At 63.5% G+C, this 20,066-nt stretch carries 22 protein-coding genes; 12 read left to right on the forward strand and 10 right to left on the reverse strand.

The window, feature by feature from the left end; translation table 11 throughout:
- Positions 1–108: 108 nt before the first annotated feature.
- The 3 genes from rho to hemE form a co-directional block, all read right to left on the reverse strand.
- On the reverse strand, positions 109–1,374 hold the full coding sequence (rho, locus tag C7I87_RS33345) for a transcription termination factor Rho (RefSeq protein WP_027145740.1): 1,266 nt from the start codon (positions 1,372–1,374) through the stop codon (positions 109–111).
- Positions 1,375–1,539: 165 nt separating this feature from the next.
- A complete protein-coding gene (gene hemJ / locus C7I87_RS33350; protein WP_149908193.1) occupies positions 1,540–2,076 on the reverse strand; it encodes a protoporphyrinogen oxidase HemJ in 537 nt (178 codons plus the stop codon).
- Complete coding sequence (gene hemE / locus C7I87_RS33355) at positions 2,076–3,107, reverse strand: uroporphyrinogen decarboxylase (protein ID WP_149908194.1); 1,032 nt, start codon at positions 3,105–3,107, stop codon at positions 2,076–2,078. The genes hemJ and hemE overlap by 1 nt, the downstream gene beginning before the upstream one ends.
- Before the next feature lie 405 nt (positions 3,108–3,512).
- Here hemE and C7I87_RS33360 point away from each other — a divergent pair, with 405 nt between their 5' ends.
- From C7I87_RS33360 to dnaQ, 5 genes are all read left to right on the forward strand, one after another.
- Positions 3,513–4,334: a pyruvate, water dikinase regulatory protein gene (locus tag C7I87_RS33360; protein ID WP_149908195.1), complete on the forward strand. Its 822-nt coding sequence runs from the start codon at positions 3,513–3,515 to the stop codon at positions 4,332–4,334.
- Between the two features lie 255 nt (positions 4,335–4,589).
- Positions 4,590–5,189: a Maf-like protein gene (locus C7I87_RS33370; protein WP_149908196.1), complete on the forward strand. Its 600-nt coding sequence runs from the start codon at positions 4,590–4,592 to the stop codon at positions 5,187–5,189.
- Positions 5,182–6,024, forward strand: a complete 843-nt coding sequence (locus tag C7I87_RS33375) for a shikimate dehydrogenase (RefSeq protein ID WP_149908197.1) — start codon at positions 5,182–5,184, stop codon at positions 6,022–6,024. The genes C7I87_RS33370 and C7I87_RS33375 overlap by 8 nt, the downstream gene beginning before the upstream one ends.
- The gene (gene coaE / locus C7I87_RS33380) at positions 6,021–6,602 is read left to right on the forward strand and encodes a dephospho-CoA kinase (RefSeq protein WP_149908198.1); all 582 of its coding nucleotides are present in this window, start codon (positions 6,021–6,023) and stop codon (positions 6,600–6,602) included. Before C7I87_RS33375 ends, coaE begins: the two co-directional genes overlap by 4 nt.
- Positions 6,603–6,690: 88 nt before the next feature.
- Complete coding sequence (gene dnaQ, locus C7I87_RS33385; RefSeq protein ID WP_149908199.1) at positions 6,691–7,419, forward strand: DNA polymerase III subunit epsilon; 729 nt, start codon at positions 6,691–6,693, stop codon at positions 7,417–7,419.
- Positions 7,420–7,441: 22 nt separating this feature from the next.
- Here dnaQ and C7I87_RS33390 read toward each other — a convergent pair whose 3' ends face one another.
- The 3 genes from C7I87_RS33390 to C7I87_RS33400 all read right to left on the reverse strand — a co-directional run bounded on the left by C7I87_RS33390 (position 7,442) and on the right by C7I87_RS33400 (position 10,712).
- Positions 7,442–8,392, reverse strand: coding sequence for an alpha/beta hydrolase (locus C7I87_RS33390; protein WP_149908200.1), 951 nt, complete (start codon positions 8,390–8,392; stop codon positions 7,442–7,444).
- 18 nt (positions 8,393–8,410) lie between these two features.
- Positions 8,411–9,091, reverse strand: a complete 681-nt coding sequence (locus C7I87_RS33395) for an isochorismatase family protein (protein ID WP_149908201.1) — start codon at positions 9,089–9,091, stop codon at positions 8,411–8,413.
- A gap of 316 nt (positions 9,092–9,407) precedes the next feature.
- Positions 9,408–10,712 (reverse strand): M24 family metallopeptidase, encoded by a 1,305-nt coding sequence (locus C7I87_RS33400; RefSeq protein ID WP_149908202.1) that lies wholly within the window; start codon positions 10,710–10,712, stop codon positions 9,408–9,410.
- A 250-nt stretch (positions 10,713–10,962) separates the two neighbouring features.
- On the opposite strand from C7I87_RS33400, the gene C7I87_RS35485 reads away from it, so the two are divergent.
- A complete protein-coding gene (locus tag C7I87_RS35485) occupies positions 10,963–11,130 on the forward strand; it encodes a hypothetical protein (RefSeq protein ID WP_188394105.1) in 168 nt (55 codons plus the stop codon).
- A gap of 22 nt (positions 11,131–11,152) precedes the next feature.
- Here the strand turns inward: C7I87_RS35485 and C7I87_RS33405 are convergent, their stop codons facing one another.
- The 3 genes from C7I87_RS33405 to C7I87_RS33415 all read right to left on the reverse strand — a co-directional run bounded on the left by C7I87_RS33405 (position 11,153) and on the right by C7I87_RS33415 (position 15,036).
- Positions 11,153–12,124, reverse strand: a complete 972-nt coding sequence (locus C7I87_RS33405; RefSeq protein WP_149908203.1) for a GlxA family transcriptional regulator — start codon at positions 12,122–12,124, stop codon at positions 11,153–11,155.
- A 288-nt stretch (positions 12,125–12,412) separates the two neighbouring features.
- The gene (locus tag C7I87_RS33410; protein ID WP_149908204.1) at positions 12,413–13,582 is read right to left on the reverse strand and encodes a trans-sulfuration enzyme family protein; all 1,170 of its coding nucleotides are present in this window, start codon (positions 13,580–13,582) and stop codon (positions 12,413–12,415) included.
- Positions 13,579–15,036 carry a pyridoxal-phosphate dependent enzyme gene (locus C7I87_RS33415; protein ID WP_149908205.1) on the reverse strand — a complete coding sequence of 486 codons (1,458 nt, stop codon included), beginning with the start codon at positions 15,034–15,036 and terminating at the stop codon, positions 13,579–13,581. The genes C7I87_RS33410 and C7I87_RS33415 overlap by 4 nt, the downstream gene beginning before the upstream one ends.
- 106 nt (positions 15,037–15,142) lie before the next feature.
- Between C7I87_RS33415 and C7I87_RS33420 the strand changes: the two genes are divergently transcribed.
- Both C7I87_RS33420 and C7I87_RS36305 read left to right on the forward strand, forming a co-directional pair.
- Complete coding sequence (locus tag C7I87_RS33420; protein WP_246696523.1) at positions 15,143–15,325, forward strand: hypothetical protein; 183 nt, start codon at positions 15,143–15,145, stop codon at positions 15,323–15,325.
- Between the two features lie 248 nt (positions 15,326–15,573).
- Complete coding sequence (locus tag C7I87_RS36305) at positions 15,574–15,960, forward strand: hypothetical protein (RefSeq protein WP_246696524.1); 387 nt, start codon at positions 15,574–15,576, stop codon at positions 15,958–15,960.
- Positions 15,961–16,179: 219 nt separating this feature from the next.
- Here the strand turns inward: C7I87_RS36305 and C7I87_RS35490 are convergent, their stop codons facing one another.
- A complete protein-coding gene (locus tag C7I87_RS35490) occupies positions 16,180–16,365 on the reverse strand; it encodes a hypothetical protein (protein ID WP_188394106.1) in 186 nt (61 codons plus the stop codon).
- Between the two features lie 309 nt (positions 16,366–16,674).
- Between C7I87_RS35490 and C7I87_RS33435 the strand changes: the two genes are divergently transcribed.
- The 4 genes from C7I87_RS33435 to C7I87_RS33455 all read left to right on the forward strand — a co-directional run bounded on the left by C7I87_RS33435 (position 16,675) and on the right by C7I87_RS33455 (position 19,997).
- Complete coding sequence (locus C7I87_RS33435; protein WP_149908206.1) at positions 16,675–17,043, forward strand: septal ring lytic transglycosylase RlpA family protein; 369 nt, start codon at positions 16,675–16,677, stop codon at positions 17,041–17,043.
- A gap of 296 nt (positions 17,044–17,339) precedes the next feature.
- Positions 17,340–18,617, forward strand: coding sequence for a polyhydroxyalkanoate depolymerase (locus C7I87_RS33440; RefSeq protein WP_149908207.1), 1,278 nt, complete (start codon positions 17,340–17,342; stop codon positions 18,615–18,617).
- A 158-nt stretch (positions 18,618–18,775) separates the two neighbouring features.
- Entirely contained in the window at positions 18,776–19,390 is a 615-nt protein-coding gene (locus C7I87_RS33445) for a transglutaminase-like cysteine peptidase (RefSeq protein WP_149908208.1), read from the forward strand.
- 370 nt (positions 19,391–19,760) lie between these two features.
- Positions 19,761–19,997 (forward strand): hypothetical protein, encoded by a 237-nt coding sequence (locus C7I87_RS33455; protein WP_149908209.1) that lies wholly within the window; start codon positions 19,761–19,763, stop codon positions 19,995–19,997.
- Positions 19,998–20,066 lie beyond the last annotated feature (69 nt).

Here is a 20,066-nt window from a genome sequence, read left to right on the forward strand (position 1 = left end):
CAAGGTCACTACGGCCAAGTTCTGCACCGCCACCTTGTTCGCAACGTCGCGGAATGGATCCTCGGGTCAAGCCCGAGGATGACGAAGAGAAAGCCTGCCTCGCTTCGATTACGTGTTCATCGAATCGAAGAAATCGCCGTTGGTCTTGGTCTGCTTCAGCTTGTCGATCAGGAACTCGATCGCGTCGGTGGTTCCCATCGGCGCCAGTATGCGGCGCAGCACGAAGATCTTCTGCAGGTCCTGGCGCGACACGAGCAGGTCTTCCTTGCGGGTGCCCGACTTGAGAATGTCGATCGCCGGATAGATGCGCTTGTCGGCGACCTTGCGGTCGAGCTGGATTTCGCAGTTGCCGGTGCCCTTGAACTCTTCGAAGATGACTTCGTCCATGCGGCTGCCGGTGTCGATCAGCGCCGTGGCGATGATGGTGAGCGAGCCACCTTCCTCGATGTTGCGGGCGGCGCCGAAGAAGCGCTTCGGGCGCTGCAGCGCGTTGGCGTCGACACCGCCGGTCAGCACCTTGCCGGATGATGGCACGACGGTGTTGTAGGCGCGGCCGAGGCGGGTGATCGAATCCAGAAGGATCACCACGTCACGGCCGTGCTCGACCAAGCGCTTGGCCTTCTCGATGACCATTTCGGCGACCTGGACGTGGCGTACCGCCGGCTCGTCGAAGGTCGAAGAAATCACTTCGCCCTTCACCGAACGCTGCATGTCGGTCACTTCCTCCGGACGCTCGTCGATCAGGAGCACGATCAGATAGCATTCCGGATGATTGGCGGTGATCGAGTGCGCGATGTTCTGCAGCAGCACCGTCTTGCCGGTGCGCGGCTGTGCGTTGATCAGGGCGCGCTGGCCCTTGCCGATCGGTGCCACCAGGTCGATCACGCGAGGCGATATGTCCTTGCTGGGCGGATTGTCGACCTCCATCTTCAGACGCGAGGTCGGATAGAGCGGCGTCAGATTGTCGAAGTGGATCTTGTGGCGGATCTTCTCGGGATCGTCGAAATTGATCGTGTTGACCTTGAGCAGCGCGAAATAGCGCTCGCCCTCCTTCGGGCTGCGGATCGGTCCTTCGACCGTATCGCCGGTCTTCAGCGAAAAGCGCCGGATCTGCGACGGCGAGATGTAGATGTCGTCGGGACCTGGCAGGTAGTTGGCATTGGCGGAGCGCAGGAAGCCGAAACCGTCCTGCAGCACCTCGACCACACCGTCACCGATGATTTCGATGTCCTGGGCGGCGAGCTTCTTCAGGATCGCGAACATCAGTTCCTGCTTGCGCATGACGCTGGCGTTCTCGACCTCGAGCGATTCGGCATAAGCAATCAGCTCAGGCGGCTTCTTGTTCTTGAACTCGGTGAGTTTCATTTCTTGCATTAGATAGACTCTGGGTAGGCTTTGGGGAAAAGATCGGCGGGATGCGACAAATGCCGGGCGCGGCCGAAAGCAATGACGGGCGGCGCATGACGGGAAGGAAGACCCGTCTTGTATCGTCGGTCGGCTGAAAGAGCAAGCCGCCTTTTGACGGGGCCGGATGAAGCCTCAGAAGGGCTTCACGACGACCAGGATCACGATTGCGATCATCAACAATGTGGGGATCTCGTTGACGATCCGCCAGTGCCTTGCCGGTTTTTCGTTGCGGTCCTCGGCGAACTTGCGCACCGCGCCGGCCAGGTAGCCGTGAATGCCCGACAAAATCAGCACCAGGCCGATCTTGGCATGCAGCCAGCCGCCGTGGAACGCAAAGATCTTCCAGGCCAGCCACAGCCCGAACACCCAGGTGAGGATCATCGCCGGATTGATGATGCCGCGCAGCAGACGCCGCTCCATCACCTTGAACGTCTCGGATTGAACGGAGCCCTTCTCCGCGTCGGCGTGATAGACAAACAGCCGCGGCAGATAAAGCATGCCGGCCATCCAGGAGATGACGGCGAGGATATGGATCGCCTTTGCCCAGGGGTAGAAGCTTTCCGGCGCGAAGAAAAACAAAAGCGCGGTAAGAACGATCAGGACAGCGATGCCGATGACCATGCGCTTCATCGCCTGGCCGGTGCTGTTGGTGCTATCTCTGTCAGCCATCAGCGTGCCGCGCTCCGAACCTGTTTCACCATTGCCTCGACATGCGCCACCAGCGTCTCCGGCGTGATGCCATGGCCGAGATTGAAGATCAGCGGCCCGTTCCCCAGTGACCGAAGGATCGCCCCGACGCCGTCGGCCAACGCCTGCCCGCCGGCCACCAGCCGCAACGGATCGAGATTGCCCTGGACGGCCCCTTGCCGCTGCAACGCCCTCGCTGCCTCCAGCGGCACCGTCCAGTCGATACCCAGGCCCGTCACGCCGGTCTTCTCGCGATAACCCTGGTAGCGGGCTCCGGCACCCTTGGGAAAGCCGATGATCGGGACGTCGGGATAGACGGTCCGAACCTGCCTGACGATCTCGGCTACCGGCTCGATGCAGAACTGTTCGAACGAGGCATCGTCGAGCACCCCCGACCAGGAATCGAAAATCTGCACGACATCCGCGCCGGCCTCGATCTGGCGGATCAGGTAGGAGGCCGAATGATCGGCGAGCACTTTCAGCAGTCGTCGAAACGCCTCCGGCTCGCGATAGGCGAACAGCCGCGCCGGCGCCTGGTCCGGCGTCCCGTGGCCGGCGATCATATAGGTCGCCACTGTCCAGGGCGCGCCGCAGAAGCCGATCAGCGTCGTCTCGTCGGGCAATTTCACCCGCAGCCGGCGAAGCGTCTCGTAGACCGGTTCGAGATTCACGTGAAACATCTCGCTTCCCAGCACCGCGATCTCGGCCACCGAAATCGGCGTCAGCAGCGGCCCGCGCCCTTCCTCGAAGCGAACGTCGCGGCCAAGCGCATGGGGAACGACAAGGATGTCCGAGAACACGATCGAAGCGTCGAAGCCGAAGCGCTCGATCGGCTGCAGCGTCACTTCGACGGCAAGGTCGGGGTCGTAGCAGAGATCGAGGAACGAACCGGCGCGTCTTCGCGTCTCACGGTATTCCGGCAGATAGCGCCCGGCCTGGCGCATCATCCAGAGCGGAGGAGGAAACACCGTCTTGCCCTTCAGGACATCCAGCATGATCCGTCTTGCAGGCATCGAGCGCTCGCCTCTCCCGGCTTCCCTTTAATCAAATATCTTATTTTAAAAGAGTCTTCTGATTCTAAGAGTCTGTTGGTTGTGGTGATTGCCACCTGTCCCGCTTTGGCCCCAAAAACGCCAGCAAGCATATTGTCGCGCATTCAGGGTCGCGGCTTGCAGGGTTCTGGGGACAATCAGGAATCTCGCTGGCAAGTCAAGGCGCTAGATCGACCGCCCTCGAGACCCGCCCTGTGGACAGGCGAAAGGCAAAACGCGTCGTCCACGGACTTGTCCCCAGCCGTCCGGCGAAGCTGACAGCGCATCGAATTGTGGACAAACCGCCATCTGATACAGTCGCCCCTGGTCAGCACGTCCGCCTGTCAGACCTTATCCACATCCGCCCACAGCCCCAGGTGACCCCCTGTGAACAAACCTCAGAGCTTCTTCCACCTGCATCTGATTTCCGACGCCACGGGGGAAACGCTGCTCGCCGCTGGCCGCGCCGCTTCGGCGCAGTACAAGGACGCGCGCGCCATCGAACACATCTACCCGCTCATCCGCACCGAAAAACAGATAGCCAAGGTGTTCGAGGACATTGAGGAGGAGCCGGGCATCATCCTCTACACGGTGGTCGACCAGAAGCTGGCGCGCGGCATCGACGAACGCTGCGCGGCCATGGGGCTTCCCTGCGTGTCGGTGCTGGAGCCCGTGCTGACCGTCTTCCAGTCCTATCTCGGGACGCCGGCCGGTCGCCGCGTCGGCGCCCAGCATGTTCTCGACGCCGAATATTTCCGGCGCATCGATGCGCTCAATTTCACCATGGACCATGATGACGGCCAGCTGCCGGCCAACATGGATGATGCGGATGTCGTGCTGATCGGCATATCGCGGACGTCGAAGACGCCGACCAGCATCTATCTCGCCAACCGCGGCATCAAGACCGCCAACATCCCGATCGTGCTCGGCGTGCCGGTACCCGAGAGCCTGATCAATGCCAGGACACCGCTGGTCGTCGGACTGATCGCCACCGCCGAGCGCATTTCGCATGTGCGCCAAAACCGCATTCTGGGCAATTCGAACTCCTATGTCGCGACCGACTATGTCGACCGTGCCGCCATCAACGAGGAGCTCGCCTACGCCCGCCAGATCTGCACCCGCCATGGCTGGCCGATGATCGACGTCAGCCGCCGTTCGATCGAGGAGACGGCGGCGGCGATCGTTGCCCTCAGGGGGAAGAACAGATAGATGGCGAAAAGTGAGTTTCTTGAGTCTTCCTATGGGAAAGTCGGCGCCGCCCCTCACCTGCCTGCCGGCATCCTCTCCCCGTATAGTGACGGGGAGAGGGGCGCCGTTATGGGTGGTTTCGCCGATTGGCGCCGACGTTGCGGCCAACTTCTTTCTCCCCGTCACTATACGGGGAAAAATGTCCGGCAGGACAATGAGGGGCGGCGCCAACGTTGCAGATAAAACTCATCCCTGTATTTGCGCCCGGGAGCAAAAATGACAGAAAAAATCATCCTCGCCTCCGGCAGCGCGTTCCGCAAGGCGATGCTGGTCGATGCGGGCGTCGACATCGAGGCGGTTCCAGCGATGCTCGACGAGCGGGCGCTGGAAGCGCCGTTGCAGGACAGCGGCGCATCGCCCGAGGACGTCGCCCTGGTGCTCGCCGAAGCCAAGGCAACCGAAGTCAGCGAGCGCCGGCCCGGCGCGCTGGTGCTCGGCTGCGACCAGACCTTGTCGCTCGGCGACGAGGTGTTCCACAAGCCGGCCGACATGGAAGGTGCGCGCCGCCATCTCCTGGCGCTGTCGGGCAAGACCCATCAGCTCAACAGCGCCGCCGTGCTGGTGCGCGACGGCAAGGTGCTGTGGCGCCATGTCGGCATCGCCTCGATGACCATGCGCAGGCTCGACCCCGCCTTCATCGGCCGGCATCTCGCCCGCGTCGGCGCCAAGGCATTGTCGAGCGTCGGCGCCTATCAGGTCGAGGGCGAAGGCATCCAGCTGTTCGCTGAAATAGAAGGCGACCATTTTACCATTGTCGGCCTGCCGCTGCTGCCTCTGCTGGCGGAACTGCGTATGCTGGGAGCCATCGATGGCTGATATCTTCAAGAAAGCCTTCGTCACCGGCCATCCCATAAAACATTCGCGCTCGCCGATGATCCACGGCCACTGGCTGGCCAAGCATGGCATTGACGGCAGCTACCAGGCGATCGACGTGGCGCCGCGAGACTTCGCCGATTTCCTGGCAAGCTTGCAGGCCAATGGCTACCGCGGCGGCAATGTCACCATCCCGCACAAGGAGGCAGCCTTTGCCGGGGTCGCGCGCCGCGACCATGCGGCGGACGAGATCGGCGCCGTCAACACGCTGTGGCTCGAAGACGGCACATTGTGGGGCGGCAACACCGACGGCCATGGCTTTGCCGCCAATCTCGACGATTACGCCGCGGGCTGGGCGTCCAATGGCCCGGCCGTGGTGCTGGGCGCTGGCGGTGCCTCCCGTGCCGTCGTCCACGCGCTGAAAGAGCGCGGCCTCGGTGACATCCGCATCGTCAACCGCACGCTCGCCCGGGCGATTGAATTGCGTGACCGCTTTGGCGCCGGTGTCTCGGCGCACGAAGTGGCCGCGACCGCCGAACTCCTGGGCGACGCCGGGCTGCTGGTCAACACCACCGCGCTTGGCATGCAGGGCAATGAGGGCCTGCCCGTCGACCCCGCGCTGCTGCCCGACCACGCCGTCGTCAACGACATCGTCTATGTACCGCTCGAAACCCCGCTGCTCGCCGCCGCGCGGGCACGAGGGCTGAAGACGGTCGACGGGCTCGGCATGCTGCTTAACCAGGCGGTGCCCGGCTTCGAGCGCTGGTTCGGCGTCAGGCCGAAGGTTACGCCGGAACTGCGCGCGATCATCGTTGCCGATCTGGTGCCAAAATCATGATCGTGCTCGGCCTCACGGGCTCGATCGGCATGGGCAAGTCGACGACGGCGAAGATGTTCGCCGAAGCCGATGTGCCGGTACATGATTCCGACGAGGCGGTGCATCGCCTCTATGCGGGCAAGGCGGCCCCGTTGGTCGAAGCCGCCTTTCCCGGCACCACCGTCGGCGGAAGCGTCGACCGCGCAAAACTCGGCGCCCGTGTGCTCGGCGATACGGCGGCCCTGAAAAAGCTCGAGGCCATCATCCACCCGCTGGTCCGGGCCGACGCCGAAGCCTTCCTGGCCAAGCATCGTAACGCGGGCGAATCGATCGTGCTCCTCGACATCCCGCTGTTGTTCGAAACCGGTGGCCGTAGCCGGGTCGACAAGGTCGTCGTCGTCACCGCGCCGGCCGAAGTCCAGCGCCAGCGCGTGCTGGCGCGACCAGGCATGACGGAAGAAAAACTGGCATCGATTCTGGCCAGGCAGGTGCCGGATGCCGAAAAACGAAGGCTTGCCGATTTCGTCATCGACACCGGCGAGGGGCTGGACGCCGCGCGCGTCGCGGTCGCAGCGATTATTGCCGAAATCAAGGGATAAGTCGGGCTCCTGACGGCAGGCCGTCAGCATTGCCCATTGCCATTTTGTTCCGGTCTGACGATCCTGCTCCCAGGAGCGACCTGATTCGATGCGTGAGATCATCTTCGATACGGAAACCACCGGCCTCGATTCGCGCGATGACCGCGTGATCGAGCTTGGCGGCGTCGAACTGGTCAATCGTTTTCCGACCGGCAGGACCTTCCATCATTATATCAACCCGCAAGGGCGCGCGATCCACGCCGAGGCGCAGTCCGTGCATGGCATCAGCGCGGCCGATCTCGCGGGCAAGCCGACCTTCGCCGAAATCGCCGAGGAATGGCTGAGGTTCACGGAAGGCGCCAAGCTGGTCGCCCACAACGCCACATTCGATATCGGCTTCCTCAATGTCGAATTCGGCCGGCTCGGTCACCCGCCTGTCGATAACGGGCTTGTCGTCGACACGCTGGCCCTGGCGCGCCGCAAGCACCCGATGGGTCCCAATTCGCTCGACGCGCTGTGCCGGCGCTATGGCATCGACAATACGAAGCGCACCAAGCACGGCGCCCTGCTCGATTCCGAATTGCTGGCAGAGGTCTATATCGAGCTGATCGGTGGCAAGCAGGCCGCTCTCATTCTCGACAGCGCTGCCGGGCCGGCCCAGCGCGGCGACAATGTCCGCCAGATCGAGATCATCGTTGCCGAACGGCCGGCGCCGCTCGTGCCGCGGCTGACCGAAGCAGAGCGCGCGGCCCATGCGGCCATGGTCGCCACGCTTGGCGAAAAGGCGCTGTGGCTGAAAGCCTCCCCGCAGGAAGCAGCCCAGGCGCTGTCCTCATAAAAGCCGTCCGGGAAAAGTTGCCTCAGTAGGGCCACTGCCCTCGGCCCAGCGCGGCAACCGCCGCGATGATGCGCGCAAAGGCTTCCGCCGCGGCCGGCACTGTCGTGCGGGCGCGCAGGAAACTGTGTACGAGGCGAGGTTCCTCATGCCACCACGCCTTGCCGCCGGCTTTCAGGATACGGTTGCGATAGACCTCGCCGTCCGACGATAGCGGGTCGCACTCGGCCGTGACGATCACGGTCGGCGGCAGGCCGGAGAAGTCGGTGTCGCGCAGCGGCGAGAAGGTCGGATCGTCGGGCGATTGCTTCCTGGTTGACCTGACGTCGCGGTAGAAGGCGACATCGCCTGTCGACAGCAGCGGCGCATCGGCGTGCTCGACATAGGAGCCAGTGGCCTCGTTGCCGCCGAGACCGGGATAGATCAGCACCTGGCCGATCGCGGCGCGTGGATGGTGACGCGTGGCTTGTGCCACCGCCGCCGCCAGATTGCCGCCCGCACTTTCGCCGCACAGCACCAGCGGCAGGTCGCTGGCCGCCGCCGCCCATTCGAAAGCCGCCAGCGCATCGTCGAAGGCGGCAGGGTGGAGGTGCTCGGGCGCCAGCCGGTAGTCGATCGACAGCACGTCGAAGCCGGTGCCGGCGCAGATGTCGGCGCAGATGTCATCATGGCTTTCGAGTCCGCCGAGGATGAAGCCACCGCCGTGGAAATAGAGCACTGTCGCACGCGGCGTCGCGCCGGCGAGCCGGTAGCGGCGGACCGGGATGTCATGCTTGGAAGCGGCAACCAGGCTGTCGCTGGCCTTGACCCCGGGCGGGCGGCCCTGGTGGAAGGCCCGGCACATCCTGGCATAGACCGCGCGCTGCTTGTCGACCGGCAGGCCGACGATCTCGGGCGGGTACCAGGCGTTGATGCTGTCGATATAGGCCCAGAGCGTCGGGTCGAGCCATGGTCCGTATTTGCCGCGGCTGGTCATTTCAATCTGAGGGGCACGTCAAAGCTCGGCATAGAGACGGGCAGCGTTCTCGAAGGTGAAGCGCAGCGGTACCGAGCCTTCGACCTGCCAGACGGTGACCGTCTCGCCGGCCAGCAGCCGGCAGGCGCCGTCGCTGTCGGTGACGGCGCCGCCATAGAGCCGGTTGGCAAGATTGAGGATGGCGGTCTGGTGCATGGCCGCGCTGCCGCTGCCGCAGGCGTCCTTGACCAACAGCACGCGAAAGCCCTTCGTCACCGCGTCCTTTACGGTGGCGTCGATGCACGCTTCGGTCCACACGCCCGCGACAACCAGCCATTCGATGCCGGAAGCCTTGAGCCGGTCAGCGGCCGGACCCGAACGGAAGGCGCTGGCCTCGGCCTTGATCAGCAGCGCCTCGCCATTCGCCGGCGCCACCTCACGGCAGATTTCGGTCAGCGGGTCGCTCTTGTCGGAAAAGGCCGACTTGCCGTCTTCGCCGACCGGATGAAAGGGCCGGTCCTGGCTGTCGAGATCGACAATATAGGCCCAGTGATGGAGCGGCACATGGTTTTGCCGCGCCGCCGCCTGCAGGCGCTGGACGTTGGCGAGGATTTCTTCGTAGCCCTCGACAAGATAGCGCGGGTCCTGCCGGTGCTCTTCCTGCAGGTCGATGAACACGGCGGCCACGGTGCCGCGCTTGATGGAGATGGGGGCTTTCATGCGGACGGGCCTGGGCAGCGGTCGGCCAACGCCGTTCCGTTCAGAGAGTTGGCGCAGCCGGTGGCGATTGGCCGGTGCCTCCCGACCTTCGTCATCCACGGGCGAAGCAGGAGCGAAGCTCCGTCGCGGAGACCCGAGGATCCATGCCGTGACATTGGCCAGAGGACGGAGCGGGGCAGAATCTGCCCTGTGGTGACACGTCTGGGTCGCGGCATGGATCCTAGGGTCTGCGCCGCGTCGCTGCGCTCCTTGCTCCGCCCTAGGATGACGAAGAGAGGGGCGTTCGCGATGATTGCCAACGGATGCGTAACGGGAATCAAACCTCTTTCTCCAGAAACTCGTCCTCATAGGGGAAGCGCGACAGAAGCTCCGTGCCGGTCTCGGTGATCAGGATCTCGTCTTCCAGCTTGACGCCCTCCCGGCCGCCCTTCTCACCGATGTAGCTTTCTACGCTCACCACCATGCCTGGCACGATATGGCCGTCGCGGCCATAGGTCTCGTAATCCATGGCATGCGCGATGAACGGTGTCTCGCCATGCATGCCGACGCCGTGCATGACCGAGGTATAGCGCTGGTCGACGAAGCGGTCCGGGATCTTCCAGGCCTTCTCGGCGATCTCGCGGAAAGCCATGCATGGTTTGACGATCGAAATGTTGTGCTGAACCTGGTCGTGCGCCATGCGGTAGAGCGATTTCTGGTAAGGGGTCGGCTTGCCCGGCCCGCAGCGGAAGGTGCGCGAAAAATCGGAATAATAGCCATAGCAGCCGATCGTGTCGGTATCGAGCGCCAGCAATTCGCCGGGCCTGATCTTGCGGCCGCTGGCCTCGTTGAACCACGGATTGGTGCGCTGTCCCGAGGTCAGCAGCCGTGTCTCGATGAACTCGCCGCCCTGGCGGATGACCTCGCCATACATGATGGCGAACAGATCGTTTTCGGAGACGCCCGGCTTGATCGCCTCGCGCACGGCATAGACGGCGGCCTCGGCCCCGGCCATCGACACCAGCAGGCATTTGACTTCTTCCGGTGTCTTGACGGCGCGCACCGCCAGGATCTCGCCCTGGCAATCGCGGACCTCGCAGCCGCGCTTTTCCAGCGCCAGCGCCTGCAGATGGCTGCAGCGGTCGAGTCCGAGCTTCATCGAGCCGCCACCATGTTTTTTCAGCAGCTCGGCGATCTCGTCGGCGAACGGGCCGGCGGTTTCGTCGTCGCGGCCGGAGACCGACGACCAGACGAGTTTGGAAGGACGCGCCTCGTCGATCGTGTCGAGCACCATGGAGACATGGTAGCTCTGCGGATATTCGAACAGCACGATCGGCCCGTCGGTCGGAATGAAGAAATAGCGCGTCGAGTTGCGCAGGAAATAGCCGAACATGTTGCGCGAGCCGGTGGCGTAGCGCTGGTTGTAGGGGTCGAACAGCACGACGCCGCCATAGCCCGCTTCGCGCATCCAGCCGCGCAGTTTGTTGAGCCGGCCTTTGCGGAGCGCGTCGGCGTCGATGAAGGACGGCTCCGTGTCGGACAACCACATGCCGCCGGCCGGATCGGCGGCGGCGGGGTGGCGCATGCGGTCCTTGAAGTCAACGTCCTCGGTGCTGTCGGGGTCGAATACGACGATGCTCATGGGTCTGGCCTTGGGTCGGTTGCAAGGTGTGACCATGGCGCAGGCGGGGCGGAGGGATTGTGCGGAAAACCGCGTGTGTTGTGCGGGATGCCGCTGAACCTCATTCAACTCAAGCGTGGCCGTCGAGTGGCCCAGGAACAACGATGCGTCCTTTTGCGGAACCTCCCAACCGCGTTATTCTGGCCGGGTAATGGAGCACCGGCACGTCAGGTCACGTGCTGGCGAACTTGAAAAGGAGAAGCCAGCTCCAATGAGCAGACAAGTAGCCGTTGCGCTTTACGTGGTGGCGATGGTGGTGGTCATAGTCGGTGTGGATTTCCTGTTCTTCAGAGGTCAATTCTGGGGGCGGCTGGCTGCAAATATTGGGATAGTTTTTATGTTCATGGCTTTCTACCTGCTATTCCTTCGGCGCGGCTGAAACGGCCGCCCGCTGACTGCGCCTAATGCCTCCTCGCCATCTTCGGCGCATGCCCGTGTTCCTCGCGAAAAGCCCGGGCAAAGCTCGACATCGAGGCAAAGCCGCAGGCCAGCGCGACGTCGCGCACGGCGAGCGTCGAGTGCGCCAGGAGGTCGGCGGCGCGCCTCAGCCTGAGCCGCCGGTAGTAGCCGTTGGGCGAGATGGCGAGTTCGGAGCGGAAGGAGCGTTCGAGCTTGTCGGAGGAAACGCCGAGCTTCGCCGTCAGCTCGGCCATGCCGAGCCGTTCCTCCACCGCGTCCTCCATGATCGCGATCGCCGACAGCACCAGTTCGTTCTGGACGCCGGTGCGCAGGCGCAACGGCATCAGCTTGCGGTCGATGCTCGATCGCAAGGGACTGTGCACGAACCACTCGGCGACTCCGGCGGCAAGCTCGGGGCCGTAGTCGCGGGTGATGATCTCCAGCATCATGTCGAGGCTGCCGACGCCGCCGGCCGACGTGAAGCGCTTGCGGTCGATGACATAGAGGTCGCGTCTAAGCTCGATGTTGGGAAAGGCCTCGGTGAAGGCGGCCTGGCTGGTCCAGTGCAAGGTACAGGCATGGCCGTCGAGCAGGCCCGCACGCGCCAGGAAGAACGCCGCGTCCGCCACCGCGCCGATATGGGCGCCGGCGCGCAGGCTGCGGCGGATCCAGCTCGCCGCATCCTCGGCGACGAGATGATCGGCGTCGCCGCCCGAACAGACCACGATGCGGTCGACCCTGGGCGCGGCCTCGGCGTAAAACCCCGGTTGGATGACGACGCCGTTCGACGCTTCGACCGGGCCCTCCGTTGCCCCGACGATGATCCAGCGGTAGCATTCCCGCTTCGCCAGCACATTGACCGCGCGCAACGGCTCGATGACGGAGCTGAACGCCATCATCGGAAAGCCGGGGAAGACCAGCACCGCGAAGGTGAGGGGAGCGTCTGTGGGTTTTGGTGGTTCGCGCGTGGCCATGGGCGCTACATCTCGGGCGAATGGCGGCTGGGGTCAATCGGACTGTTGGCTAACTGCTGATTTGTGAGGCGTCAGCGCTGCCCCTCACCTGCCTGCCGGCATCCTCTCCCCGTATAGGGACGGGGAGAGGGACGCTGTCACCGCGTGCTTCGCCAATCACCAACGTCGCAAAGAGGTCGCCGAGGTCGCGGCCGCCCCTTCTCCCCGTCACTATACGGGGAGAAGTGCCCGGCAGGGCGATGAGGGGCGGCGCCAGCTTTGGCGATTGGCTCGCCTCGGCGGAGTGGCTCAGCCCCCAAGCGCCTGATCCAGGTCCGCGATCAGGTCATCGCCATCCTCGATTCCCGCCGACAGCCGCACCAGCGAATCCGATATGCCGATCTCGTCCCGCTTTTCGGCGGGAATGGAGCCATGCGTCATCAGCGCCGGGTGTTCGATCAGGCTCTCCACCCCGCCGAGGCTTTCGGCCAGCGTGAACAGCTGCGTGCGTTCGAGGAAGCGTTTGGTGCCGGCGAGATCGCGGTCGAGCACGACGGAAATCATGCCGCCGAAGGCGTGCATCTGCTGGACAGCGATGCCATGCTGCGGATGGCTGGCGAGGCCGGGATAGATGACACGGCGCACATCCCTGCGGGCTTCCAGCCACTGCGCGATCTTCAGGCCGTTGGCGGAATGACGCTCCATCCTGAGCGCCAGGGTCTTCAGCCCGCGCAGCGCCAGAAAACTGTCGAATGGGCCCGATATGGCGCCGATGGCGTTCTGCAGGAATTTCAGCCGGTCGGCGAGATCCTTGTTGTTGCCGACAACCGCGACGCCGCCGACCATGTCGGAATGGCCGTTGAGATATTTGGTCGTCGAGTGGACCACGATGTCGATGCCGAGCTCCAGCGGCCGCTGGATATAGGGACTGCAGAAGGTGTTGTCGGCGACCGAGAGGATGCCTCTGTGCCTGCCCAGGGCTGCGACGCCCTCGAGATCGACGATGCGCAACAGCGGGTTGGTCGGCGTCTCGACCCAGAGCATTTTTGTTTCCGGGCGGATCGCGGCCTCTACCGCCGCAAGGTCGGTGAAGTCGACGAAGCTCACCTGCAGGTTGGCTGAGCGCTTGCGAACCCGCTCCATCAGCCGGAACGAGCCGCCATAGATGTCGTCGGTGGCGACGATATGCGCGCCGGAATCGAGCAGCTCCAACACCGTGGCGATCGACGCCAGCCCGGAAGCGAAAGCGAAGGCCGCCGAGCCGCTTTCCAGGTCGGCCACCGCGCGCTCGAAGGCAAAGCGCGTCGGGTTCTGGCTGCGGGCATATTCGAACCCTTTGTGCACGCCGGGCGACTGCTGGCCATAGGTCGAGGTGGCGTAGATCGGCACCATCACCGCACCGGTCAGCGGGTCGTGGCTTTGGCCGCCATGGATGGTGCGGGTGGAGAAGGCCAGGCGATTCTTGCCGGATGTGGTCATTTTGCGCGGCGCCTCAGATGGTTGATCAGGTCGATGCGGGTGATCAGGCCGACGAACTCGTCGCCGTCGAAGACGATGGCGACCTCGTTGCGGTCGAACACCGGCAGCAGCGCGTCCAGCGTCTGGCTGGCCTGCAGCGTGTGCAGGTTGGAGGTCATGGCCGAGCGCACCGGACCGTTGAAGCGTTCCCAGCGGCCGTCATAGGGACCGTCGACATGCGCAAGAATATCGCTCTCGTCGACGATGCCGACCAGCTTGCCCTCATCCAGCACAGGCAGTTGCGAGACATCGGAGCGGCGCATGCGTCCATAGGCGTTGAGCAGGCTTTCGTCAGGACCGACATAGACGATGTCGCCGGTGCGGGGCGAGCGCATCACGAGGTCGCGCAGATCGCCATGCTGTTCGTGGTCGGCCAGACCCTGCTCGGCCAGCCAGATATCGTCGAAGACTTTCGACAGGTATTTGTTGCCGCTGTCGCAGACGAAGGTGACGACGCGCTTCGGCACCGTCTGCTCGCGGCAATAGCGCAACGCAGCCGACAACAACGTGCCCGACGAGGAGCCGGCCAGGATGCCCTCGCGTGACAGGAGATCACGCACGGCCAGCATGCTCTGCTTGTCGCTGATGGAATAAGCCTTCTTGACCAGCGACAGATCGGCATTGGGCGGTACGAAATCCTCGCCGATGCCTTCCACGGTCCAGCTTCCCGCCTCTTCCATCTTGCCGGTCTTGATCAGCGGCGCCAGCACGGAGCCGACCGGATCGGCCAGCACCATCTCCGTCTTCGGCGACGCCTTGGCGAAAAAGCGGCCAAGCCCGGTCAGCGTGCCGCCCGAGCCGACGCCGACCACCACAGCGTCGACATCACCGTCAAGCTGCGAGAAAATCTCCGGACCGGTCGTGGTTTCATGCGCCAGCGGGTTGGCGGGGTTGGCGAACTGGTTGGCATAGAAGGCGCCAGGCAGTTCGGCGGCAATCTTCTCGGCCATGTCCTGATAGTATTCGGCATGGCCCTTGCCGACATCGGAGCGCGTCAGGCGCACTTCCGCGCCGAGCGCGCGCAGGTGCTGGATTTTTTCGCGCGACATCTTGTCGGGCACGACGAGGATGATCCGGTAGCCCTTGGGGATGCCGACCTGGGCGAGGCCGAGCCCGGTATTGCCGGCGGTCGCCTCGACGATTGTGCCGCCGGGCTTCAGCCTGCCCTCTTTCTCGGCCGCCGCGATCATCGACAGCGCGATGCGGTCCTTGATCGAGCCGCCCGGGTTCTGGCTCTCGAGCTTGATGAACAGCCGGCATTTTCCCGTGTCGAACTTGGTCAGCTCGACGATGGGGGTCTGTCCGATCAGGGCGAGCACCGACGCATAGGGCGGGCGCAGGCGCGACATGGCGCTGTCCGAGGGGTCGCTCTTCGAGGCGGCACTATCGGCCGTGGCTTTTCTGTGCTCGTTCATGTCGGAGCCTCCATGGGTCAACCTAGCGTCTTTTCCAGCCGATCGCAGTTGGAAAGAAGATAGATCGTGCCAATCCGGTGGCCAGACGGGGAATGAAATTCCAGCGGTGAATGTCGTTAACGACGAAGGTGAGCGGGGCAGCGCCCCCGAACGATCCGAGCTGGCGCACCGTCTCCAGGCCGGCCTGTGGCGCGGCTTTGCGGTGCGCGATGGCAACCTGATCACCGGCCAGCAGAACTTTTCCGGCGCCGAGACCGCGCGCGCCGTGTCTGAGGCGTTGGGCGGCTGAACGCCGTCCCTCCGGCTGGCAGCGGGAGGGACTTCAGTCTTAGTTGAGCAATAGCTAATATACATATAGCTTGGTCATGCGGGGGACGATCCCAAATCGAAGCCTAAACCCGCAATGGCCGGTGCGACCCGCTTTCAACCCAAGCATCCCCGCACCGGCCATTCTTTTCCCGCTGGGTAGCTTATGGCCAACTTGAAATCGTAACCTGGGCGCGCGAATGTCGCGGCTTGGGGGAGAGCAGGTGATCCATGCGCCGAACCGTCAAGGCTCTGCCTTTCGTGCCGACCGAGATCCACGTCAGCACGGTCGAGGATGAGAAGGGCCTTCTGGGCATCCTTTCGATCTGGACAACGGAGTGCATTTTGGACTTGGCCCTCGACTTCTCGACCGCTGACGCCATCGCAAACGCCGTCAATGAAATCCGGTCGAAATTGGCCCTGGGAGTTAAAGAGAAAGCCCGGCTCGAAATCCGTGGCAAATTGGAGACACCGAAGGCTGGAGCACGCGCCTCTTTGCAACGGGTCTGCGTCAGGCCACATATATCTCAATTGACTAAAGTACGGAACGTCCAATGGACAAGTACGGAACGTTTGAGGGCCCCTCAGACCAAGGCCTACCTGCGCGCAAGACTTTAGTCCTGCCGTCTTATAGTTAAGAACGGAAGTTCTTCGGCCCCAGATAGGGACGCTCCGGATAAATTACCAGACTGCACCCAGCCGACTATGGTGTGATCGCGGAAGGCGCTTTCGATCGCCCGCGTAAGTGCTCCACCCGAGCAAGCGCTTGCTCAACCTGGCGCACGGAGCGCGGATATCGGGAACGGCGGCGAACGTTCGCCACCGTCTGTTCGAAGCTTACCCGCGCGGACGGTTCGCCCACACCAGCCCGGCCAGGCCGACCAGCATGACGGCGAGGCCGATATAGAGCCATTGCGACTGGCCGGTCATGAAGCTGCCGGCAATCACACCAATGCCTTGCAGCGACCACAGCGCACCGATGGCCAGCACAATCAACGCCAGCAGATTTTTGATCAGTCTCATTGTCGAATCCCGCTTTTCAAGTCGATCGATTGCGGCGCTATCGCCGTGATGAAAGAGCCGAAGGAAGTGGCCAGATCGTGCAGACTTCTATTTGAAGATCAACGCCAGATCTTATCGCGAAAGTCCATCATGGCGCTCAAAACATGATCGAAAACTGGTCCTGGCGCGCCAAAAAGTCCCTGACAGACTGTTACCCTGTGACTCCAAACGTGTGATCTCGCCATGGAACCGCCAGATCACTGCCGCATTTCCTGCCTTATTCTCGACCTAACGGCTGGGGTCTGTCAAAAACGGAGCCATCCCCCAAATATGAAGACCCCAAAACAGACTGCGCTTGTCGCGGTAACGATCGCTGCTGGCCTGATGGTCGGAGCCTCCGCCACTTCGGCAACCGCCGCCGCCGGCCAGTGTGGCCGCGCTTCCTGGTACGCACTGCACTCGAGGACCGCATCGGGCGAGCGCATGAACCCCTTGGCGCTGACCGCCGCCCACCGCACGCTGCCTTTCGGCACCAAATTGCGGGTCACCAACAAGAACAACGGCCGCAGCGTCGTCGTGCGCATCAACGATCGCGGTCCCTTTATCAAGGGCCGCGTGCTCGACCTGTCGAAAGGTGCCGCCGGCCAGCTCGGCTTCATCGGCTCCGGTCAGACTTCGGTCTGCATGGCGCGCGTCTGATTTGATCGCCTCCTGACCATGATCTCTTCCGGGCCGCAGTCAACGGCGCAAAGCGGAACGTTCAGGGGGGCATGGTCAGGGGTCCGGCGCGAAGGCCTGACACATATCCTACACATTTCGGCGCTGCACATTGAGCCGGCTGTGCCGTCCGGCGCCGGTTTTCAAGGCTCTTGGACGAAAGAAGCATTGGTCACGCCACGTGACGTATTGCATCGCAGCAATTAGTTGTTAACCTCCCCGCGAGACATCTAGGGCTCGGCGCTACTCGTCGTGCCTTCGGTCGCGGGGGGTAACGGATGTTCTACCAGCTCTACGAAATGAACCACGCCGCCTTGCAGCCGGCGCGGCTCTATGCCGATGCGGTGCGGATGTTCTACTCCAACCCGCTCAATCCGGTTTCGCATACCCCCTGGGGCCGATCGATCGCGGCGGGTGCCGAACTGTTCGAGCGCACCACGCGCCGCTACGGCAAGCCGCAATTCGGCCTCGCCAAGACCGTGGTGGATTGGAAGAGCGTCGCGGTCACCGAAAAGACCGTCTGGTCGAAGCCGTTCTGCAATCTCGTCCGGTTCGAGCGCGCCGTTCCCGCCGGGCGCAAGGCCGACCCGAAGCTGCTGATCGTGGCGCCGATGTCGGGCCATTACGCGACGCTGCTGCGCGGCACGGTGGAAGCCATGCTGCCCTATGCCGATGTCCACATCACCGACTGGGTCGACGCCCGCATGGTGCCCATGGCCGAAGGCAGCTTCGATCTCGACGACTATATCGACTACGTCATCGACATGCTGCACACGCTGGGTCCGGACACGCATGTGATGGCGGTATGCCAGCCTTCCGTGCCGGTGCTTGCCGCCGTGGCATTGATGGAGGCAAAGGGCGACCCCTTCGTCCCTTCGACGATGACGCTGATGGGCGGGCCGATCGACACCCGCCGCAACCCGACCGCCGTCAATCTGCTCGCCGAGGAAAAGGGCATCGACTGGTTCCGCGACAACGTGGTCATGCGCGCGCCCTGGCCGGTGCCGGGCTTCGGCCGCGAGGTCTACCCCGGCTTCCTGCAGCTTTCGGGTTTCATGAGCATGAACCTCGACCGCCACATCGTCGCCCACAAGGAATTCTTCATGCACCTTGTGAAGCACGATGGCGACAACGCCGAAAAGCACCGCGACTTCTATGACGAATACCTGGCGGTGATGGACCTGACGGCGGAATTCTACCTGCAGACCGTCGACACCGTCTTCGTGCGCCATGCGCTGCCCAAGGGCGAAATGATGCATCGCGGCACCAGGATCGATCCGTCCGCCATCCGCAACGTCGCCCTGTTCACGGTCGAGGGCGAGAACGACGATATTTCGGGCCTTGGCCAGACCAGGGCGGCCCAGGACCTGTGCGTCAACATCCCGGCGGACAAGAAGGCGCATTACATGCAGCCGGCGGTCGGCCATTACGGCGTCTTCAACGGCTCGCGCTTCCGCTCCGAGATCGTGCCGCGCATCGTCGACTTCATCACCAGCTATGGCCGCCAGGACCGGGTGGCAGTGAAGCCGAAGCTGGTCCGCACCGCCAGGCGGTAGGCATTTGAAAACGAACCGGGCGGCAGGTCCGGTTTTGTTGCACAAGGGCCGCTGTCCCTCCCCGCGGGTAACCATGCTTGAAATCAGCCCGACGCCGTAATTGACACGGAGTGTAAATCGCCCTTAACGTTTCGTTAACAACAGGGTGAGCGGGGACAATGAATTCCTCTACCATGGGAAGGCTGCGCGTATGCGTGGCAGCCGGGCTGGCAGTAACGGGAGGCTGGATGGCGCCGGCCTGGGCGTCGGACGCCATGGCCACCGGGGGCCTCACCTCGCAGCCGATCGGCCATTACGATTTCTGCAAGCAGCATCCGGGCGAATGCTCGATCCGCCCAGCCAACCTCGCGCCGGCGGTCCTGACCGACGGGTTGATGCGCAAGCTGGTCAACGTCACCGCCAGGGTGAATGCCGCCGTCAAGCCGATGAGCGACATGGACATTTACGGCAAGGACGAGGTCTGGGCCTATCCCGACAAGGGCGTGGGCGACTGCGAGGACTATGTGCTGGAGAAGCGGCGCCAGCTGTCCCGCATGGGCATATCGCTCGCCGATCTCTTGATAACCGTGGTGCGCAAGCCCGACGGTGAGGGCCACGCCGTGCTGACGGTGCGCACCGATGGCGGCGACTACGTGCTCGACAATTTGACCGACAAGGTCAAGCCCTGGGACGAGACCGGCTACCGCTTCCTCAAGCGGCAGGCGATAGACAACACCGGCCGCTGGGTCTCGATCCGCGGCGGCCAGCAGGTCCTGGTCGGCTCGGTACAGTAGCAACGAGCGCCGCGCTTCGAGCCGCTGCAGCTCTCGTGCCCATGAAAGTGTCCGTTTATCTTTAGCAAAGGGCAGCGCTGCCCCTCATTGTCCTGCCGGACATTTCTCCCCGTATAGTGACGGGGAGAAAGACGCCGTTGTCGTTGCTTTCGCAAATCGTCACCGTTGCAGGACAAGCGGCGACGGCGCGGGAAATCCCTTCTCCCCGTTCTACGGGGAGAAGATGCCGGCAGGCAGATGAGGGGCGGCGCCGGCATTGCCGATCGCACATCTCGCATCGTTATCCGCGACTCTTTCATCCCTCCGTGAACCATTTCGTTCGGACCAGCGACACATGGCTGTAACCGAACCCAAATCATGGAGACTTCAAATGACTGCTTTTCTGCGCAACACCCTTCTCGCCGCCGCTGCCGTGTCGGCGCTGACCGGATCCGCCCTGGCCGATGAGACCAAAAGCTGTGCCAAGACCAACCTCAACGATCTGTGGAGCGGCCGTTGTTGCAGCGCTGGCGCATCGGACTGTCTGGGCGGCGGCAACGGTGGCCGCGACCATCACGACAATGGCGGCCGGGGAAACAATGGCGGCAGCACGACCGGCAAGAGCTGATCCCGCCACGGCCACCCGCTGGCTGCTCGCCGGCGGGCGCCGTTTTTTTGCGCTCGGGCGATCGCTCGG

This window comes from Mesorhizobium sp. SARCC-RB16n (assembly GCF_008520305.1).
Lineage (GTDB): Bacteria > Pseudomonadota > Alphaproteobacteria > Rhizobiales > Rhizobiaceae > Mesorhizobium.

Coding starts and splice junctions, on each gene's coding strand:
- C7I87_RS33455 (WP_149908209.1), top strand. CDS start 19,761: ATGACTGCTTTTCTGCGCAACACCCTTCTCGCCGCCGCTGCCGTGTCG.
- C7I87_RS33405 (WP_149908203.1), bottom strand. CDS start 12,124: ATGGCCACGCGCGAACCACCAAAACCCACAGACGCTCCCCTCACCTTC.
- C7I87_RS33440 (WP_149908207.1), top strand. CDS start 17,340: ATGTTCTACCAGCTCTACGAAATGAACCACGCCGCCTTGCAGCCGGCG.
- C7I87_RS35485 (WP_188394105.1), top strand. CDS start 10,963: ATGAGCAGACAAGTAGCCGTTGCGCTTTACGTGGTGGCGATGGTGGTG.
- C7I87_RS33370 (WP_149908196.1), top strand. CDS start 4,590: ATGACAGAAAAAATCATCCTCGCCTCCGGCAGCGCGTTCCGCAAGGCG.
- C7I87_RS33445 (WP_149908208.1), top strand. CDS start 18,776: ATGAATTCCTCTACCATGGGAAGGCTGCGCGTATGCGTGGCAGCCGGG.
- C7I87_RS36305 (WP_246696524.1), top strand. CDS start 15,574: ATGCGCCGAACCGTCAAGGCTCTGCCTTTCGTGCCGACCGAGATCCAC.
- C7I87_RS35490 (WP_188394106.1), bottom strand. CDS start 16,365: ATGAGACTGATCAAAAATCTGCTGGCGTTGATTGTGCTGGCCATCGGT.
- C7I87_RS33395 (WP_149908201.1), bottom strand. CDS start 9,091: ATGAAAGCCCCCATCTCCATCAAGCGCGGCACCGTGGCCGCCGTGTTC.
- rho (WP_027145740.1), bottom strand. CDS start 1,374: ATGCAAGAAATGAAACTCACCGAGTTCAAGAACAAGAAGCCGCCTGAG.
- C7I87_RS33375 (WP_149908197.1), top strand. CDS start 5,182: ATGGCTGATATCTTCAAGAAAGCCTTCGTCACCGGCCATCCCATAAAA.
- C7I87_RS33410 (WP_149908204.1), bottom strand. CDS start 13,582: ATGACCACATCCGGCAAGAATCGCCTGGCCTTCTCCACCCGCACCATC.
- C7I87_RS33415 (WP_149908205.1), bottom strand. CDS start 15,036: ATGAACGAGCACAGAAAAGCCACGGCCGATAGTGCCGCCTCGAAGAGC.
- hemE (WP_149908194.1), bottom strand. CDS start 3,107: ATGCCTGCAAGACGGATCATGCTGGATGTCCTGAAGGGCAAGACGGTG.
- coaE (WP_149908198.1), top strand. CDS start 6,021: ATGATCGTGCTCGGCCTCACGGGCTCGATCGGCATGGGCAAGTCGACG.
- C7I87_RS33400 (WP_149908202.1), bottom strand. CDS start 10,712: ATGAGCATCGTCGTATTCGACCCCGACAGCACCGAGGACGTTGACTTC.
- C7I87_RS33390 (WP_149908200.1), bottom strand. CDS start 8,392: ATGACCAGCCGCGGCAAATACGGACCATGGCTCGACCCGACGCTCTGG.
- dnaQ (WP_149908199.1), top strand. CDS start 6,691: ATGCGTGAGATCATCTTCGATACGGAAACCACCGGCCTCGATTCGCGC.
- C7I87_RS33435 (WP_149908206.1), top strand. CDS start 16,675: ATGAAGACCCCAAAACAGACTGCGCTTGTCGCGGTAACGATCGCTGCT.
- hemJ (WP_149908193.1), bottom strand. CDS start 2,076: ATGGCTGACAGAGATAGCACCAACAGCACCGGCCAGGCGATGAAGCGC.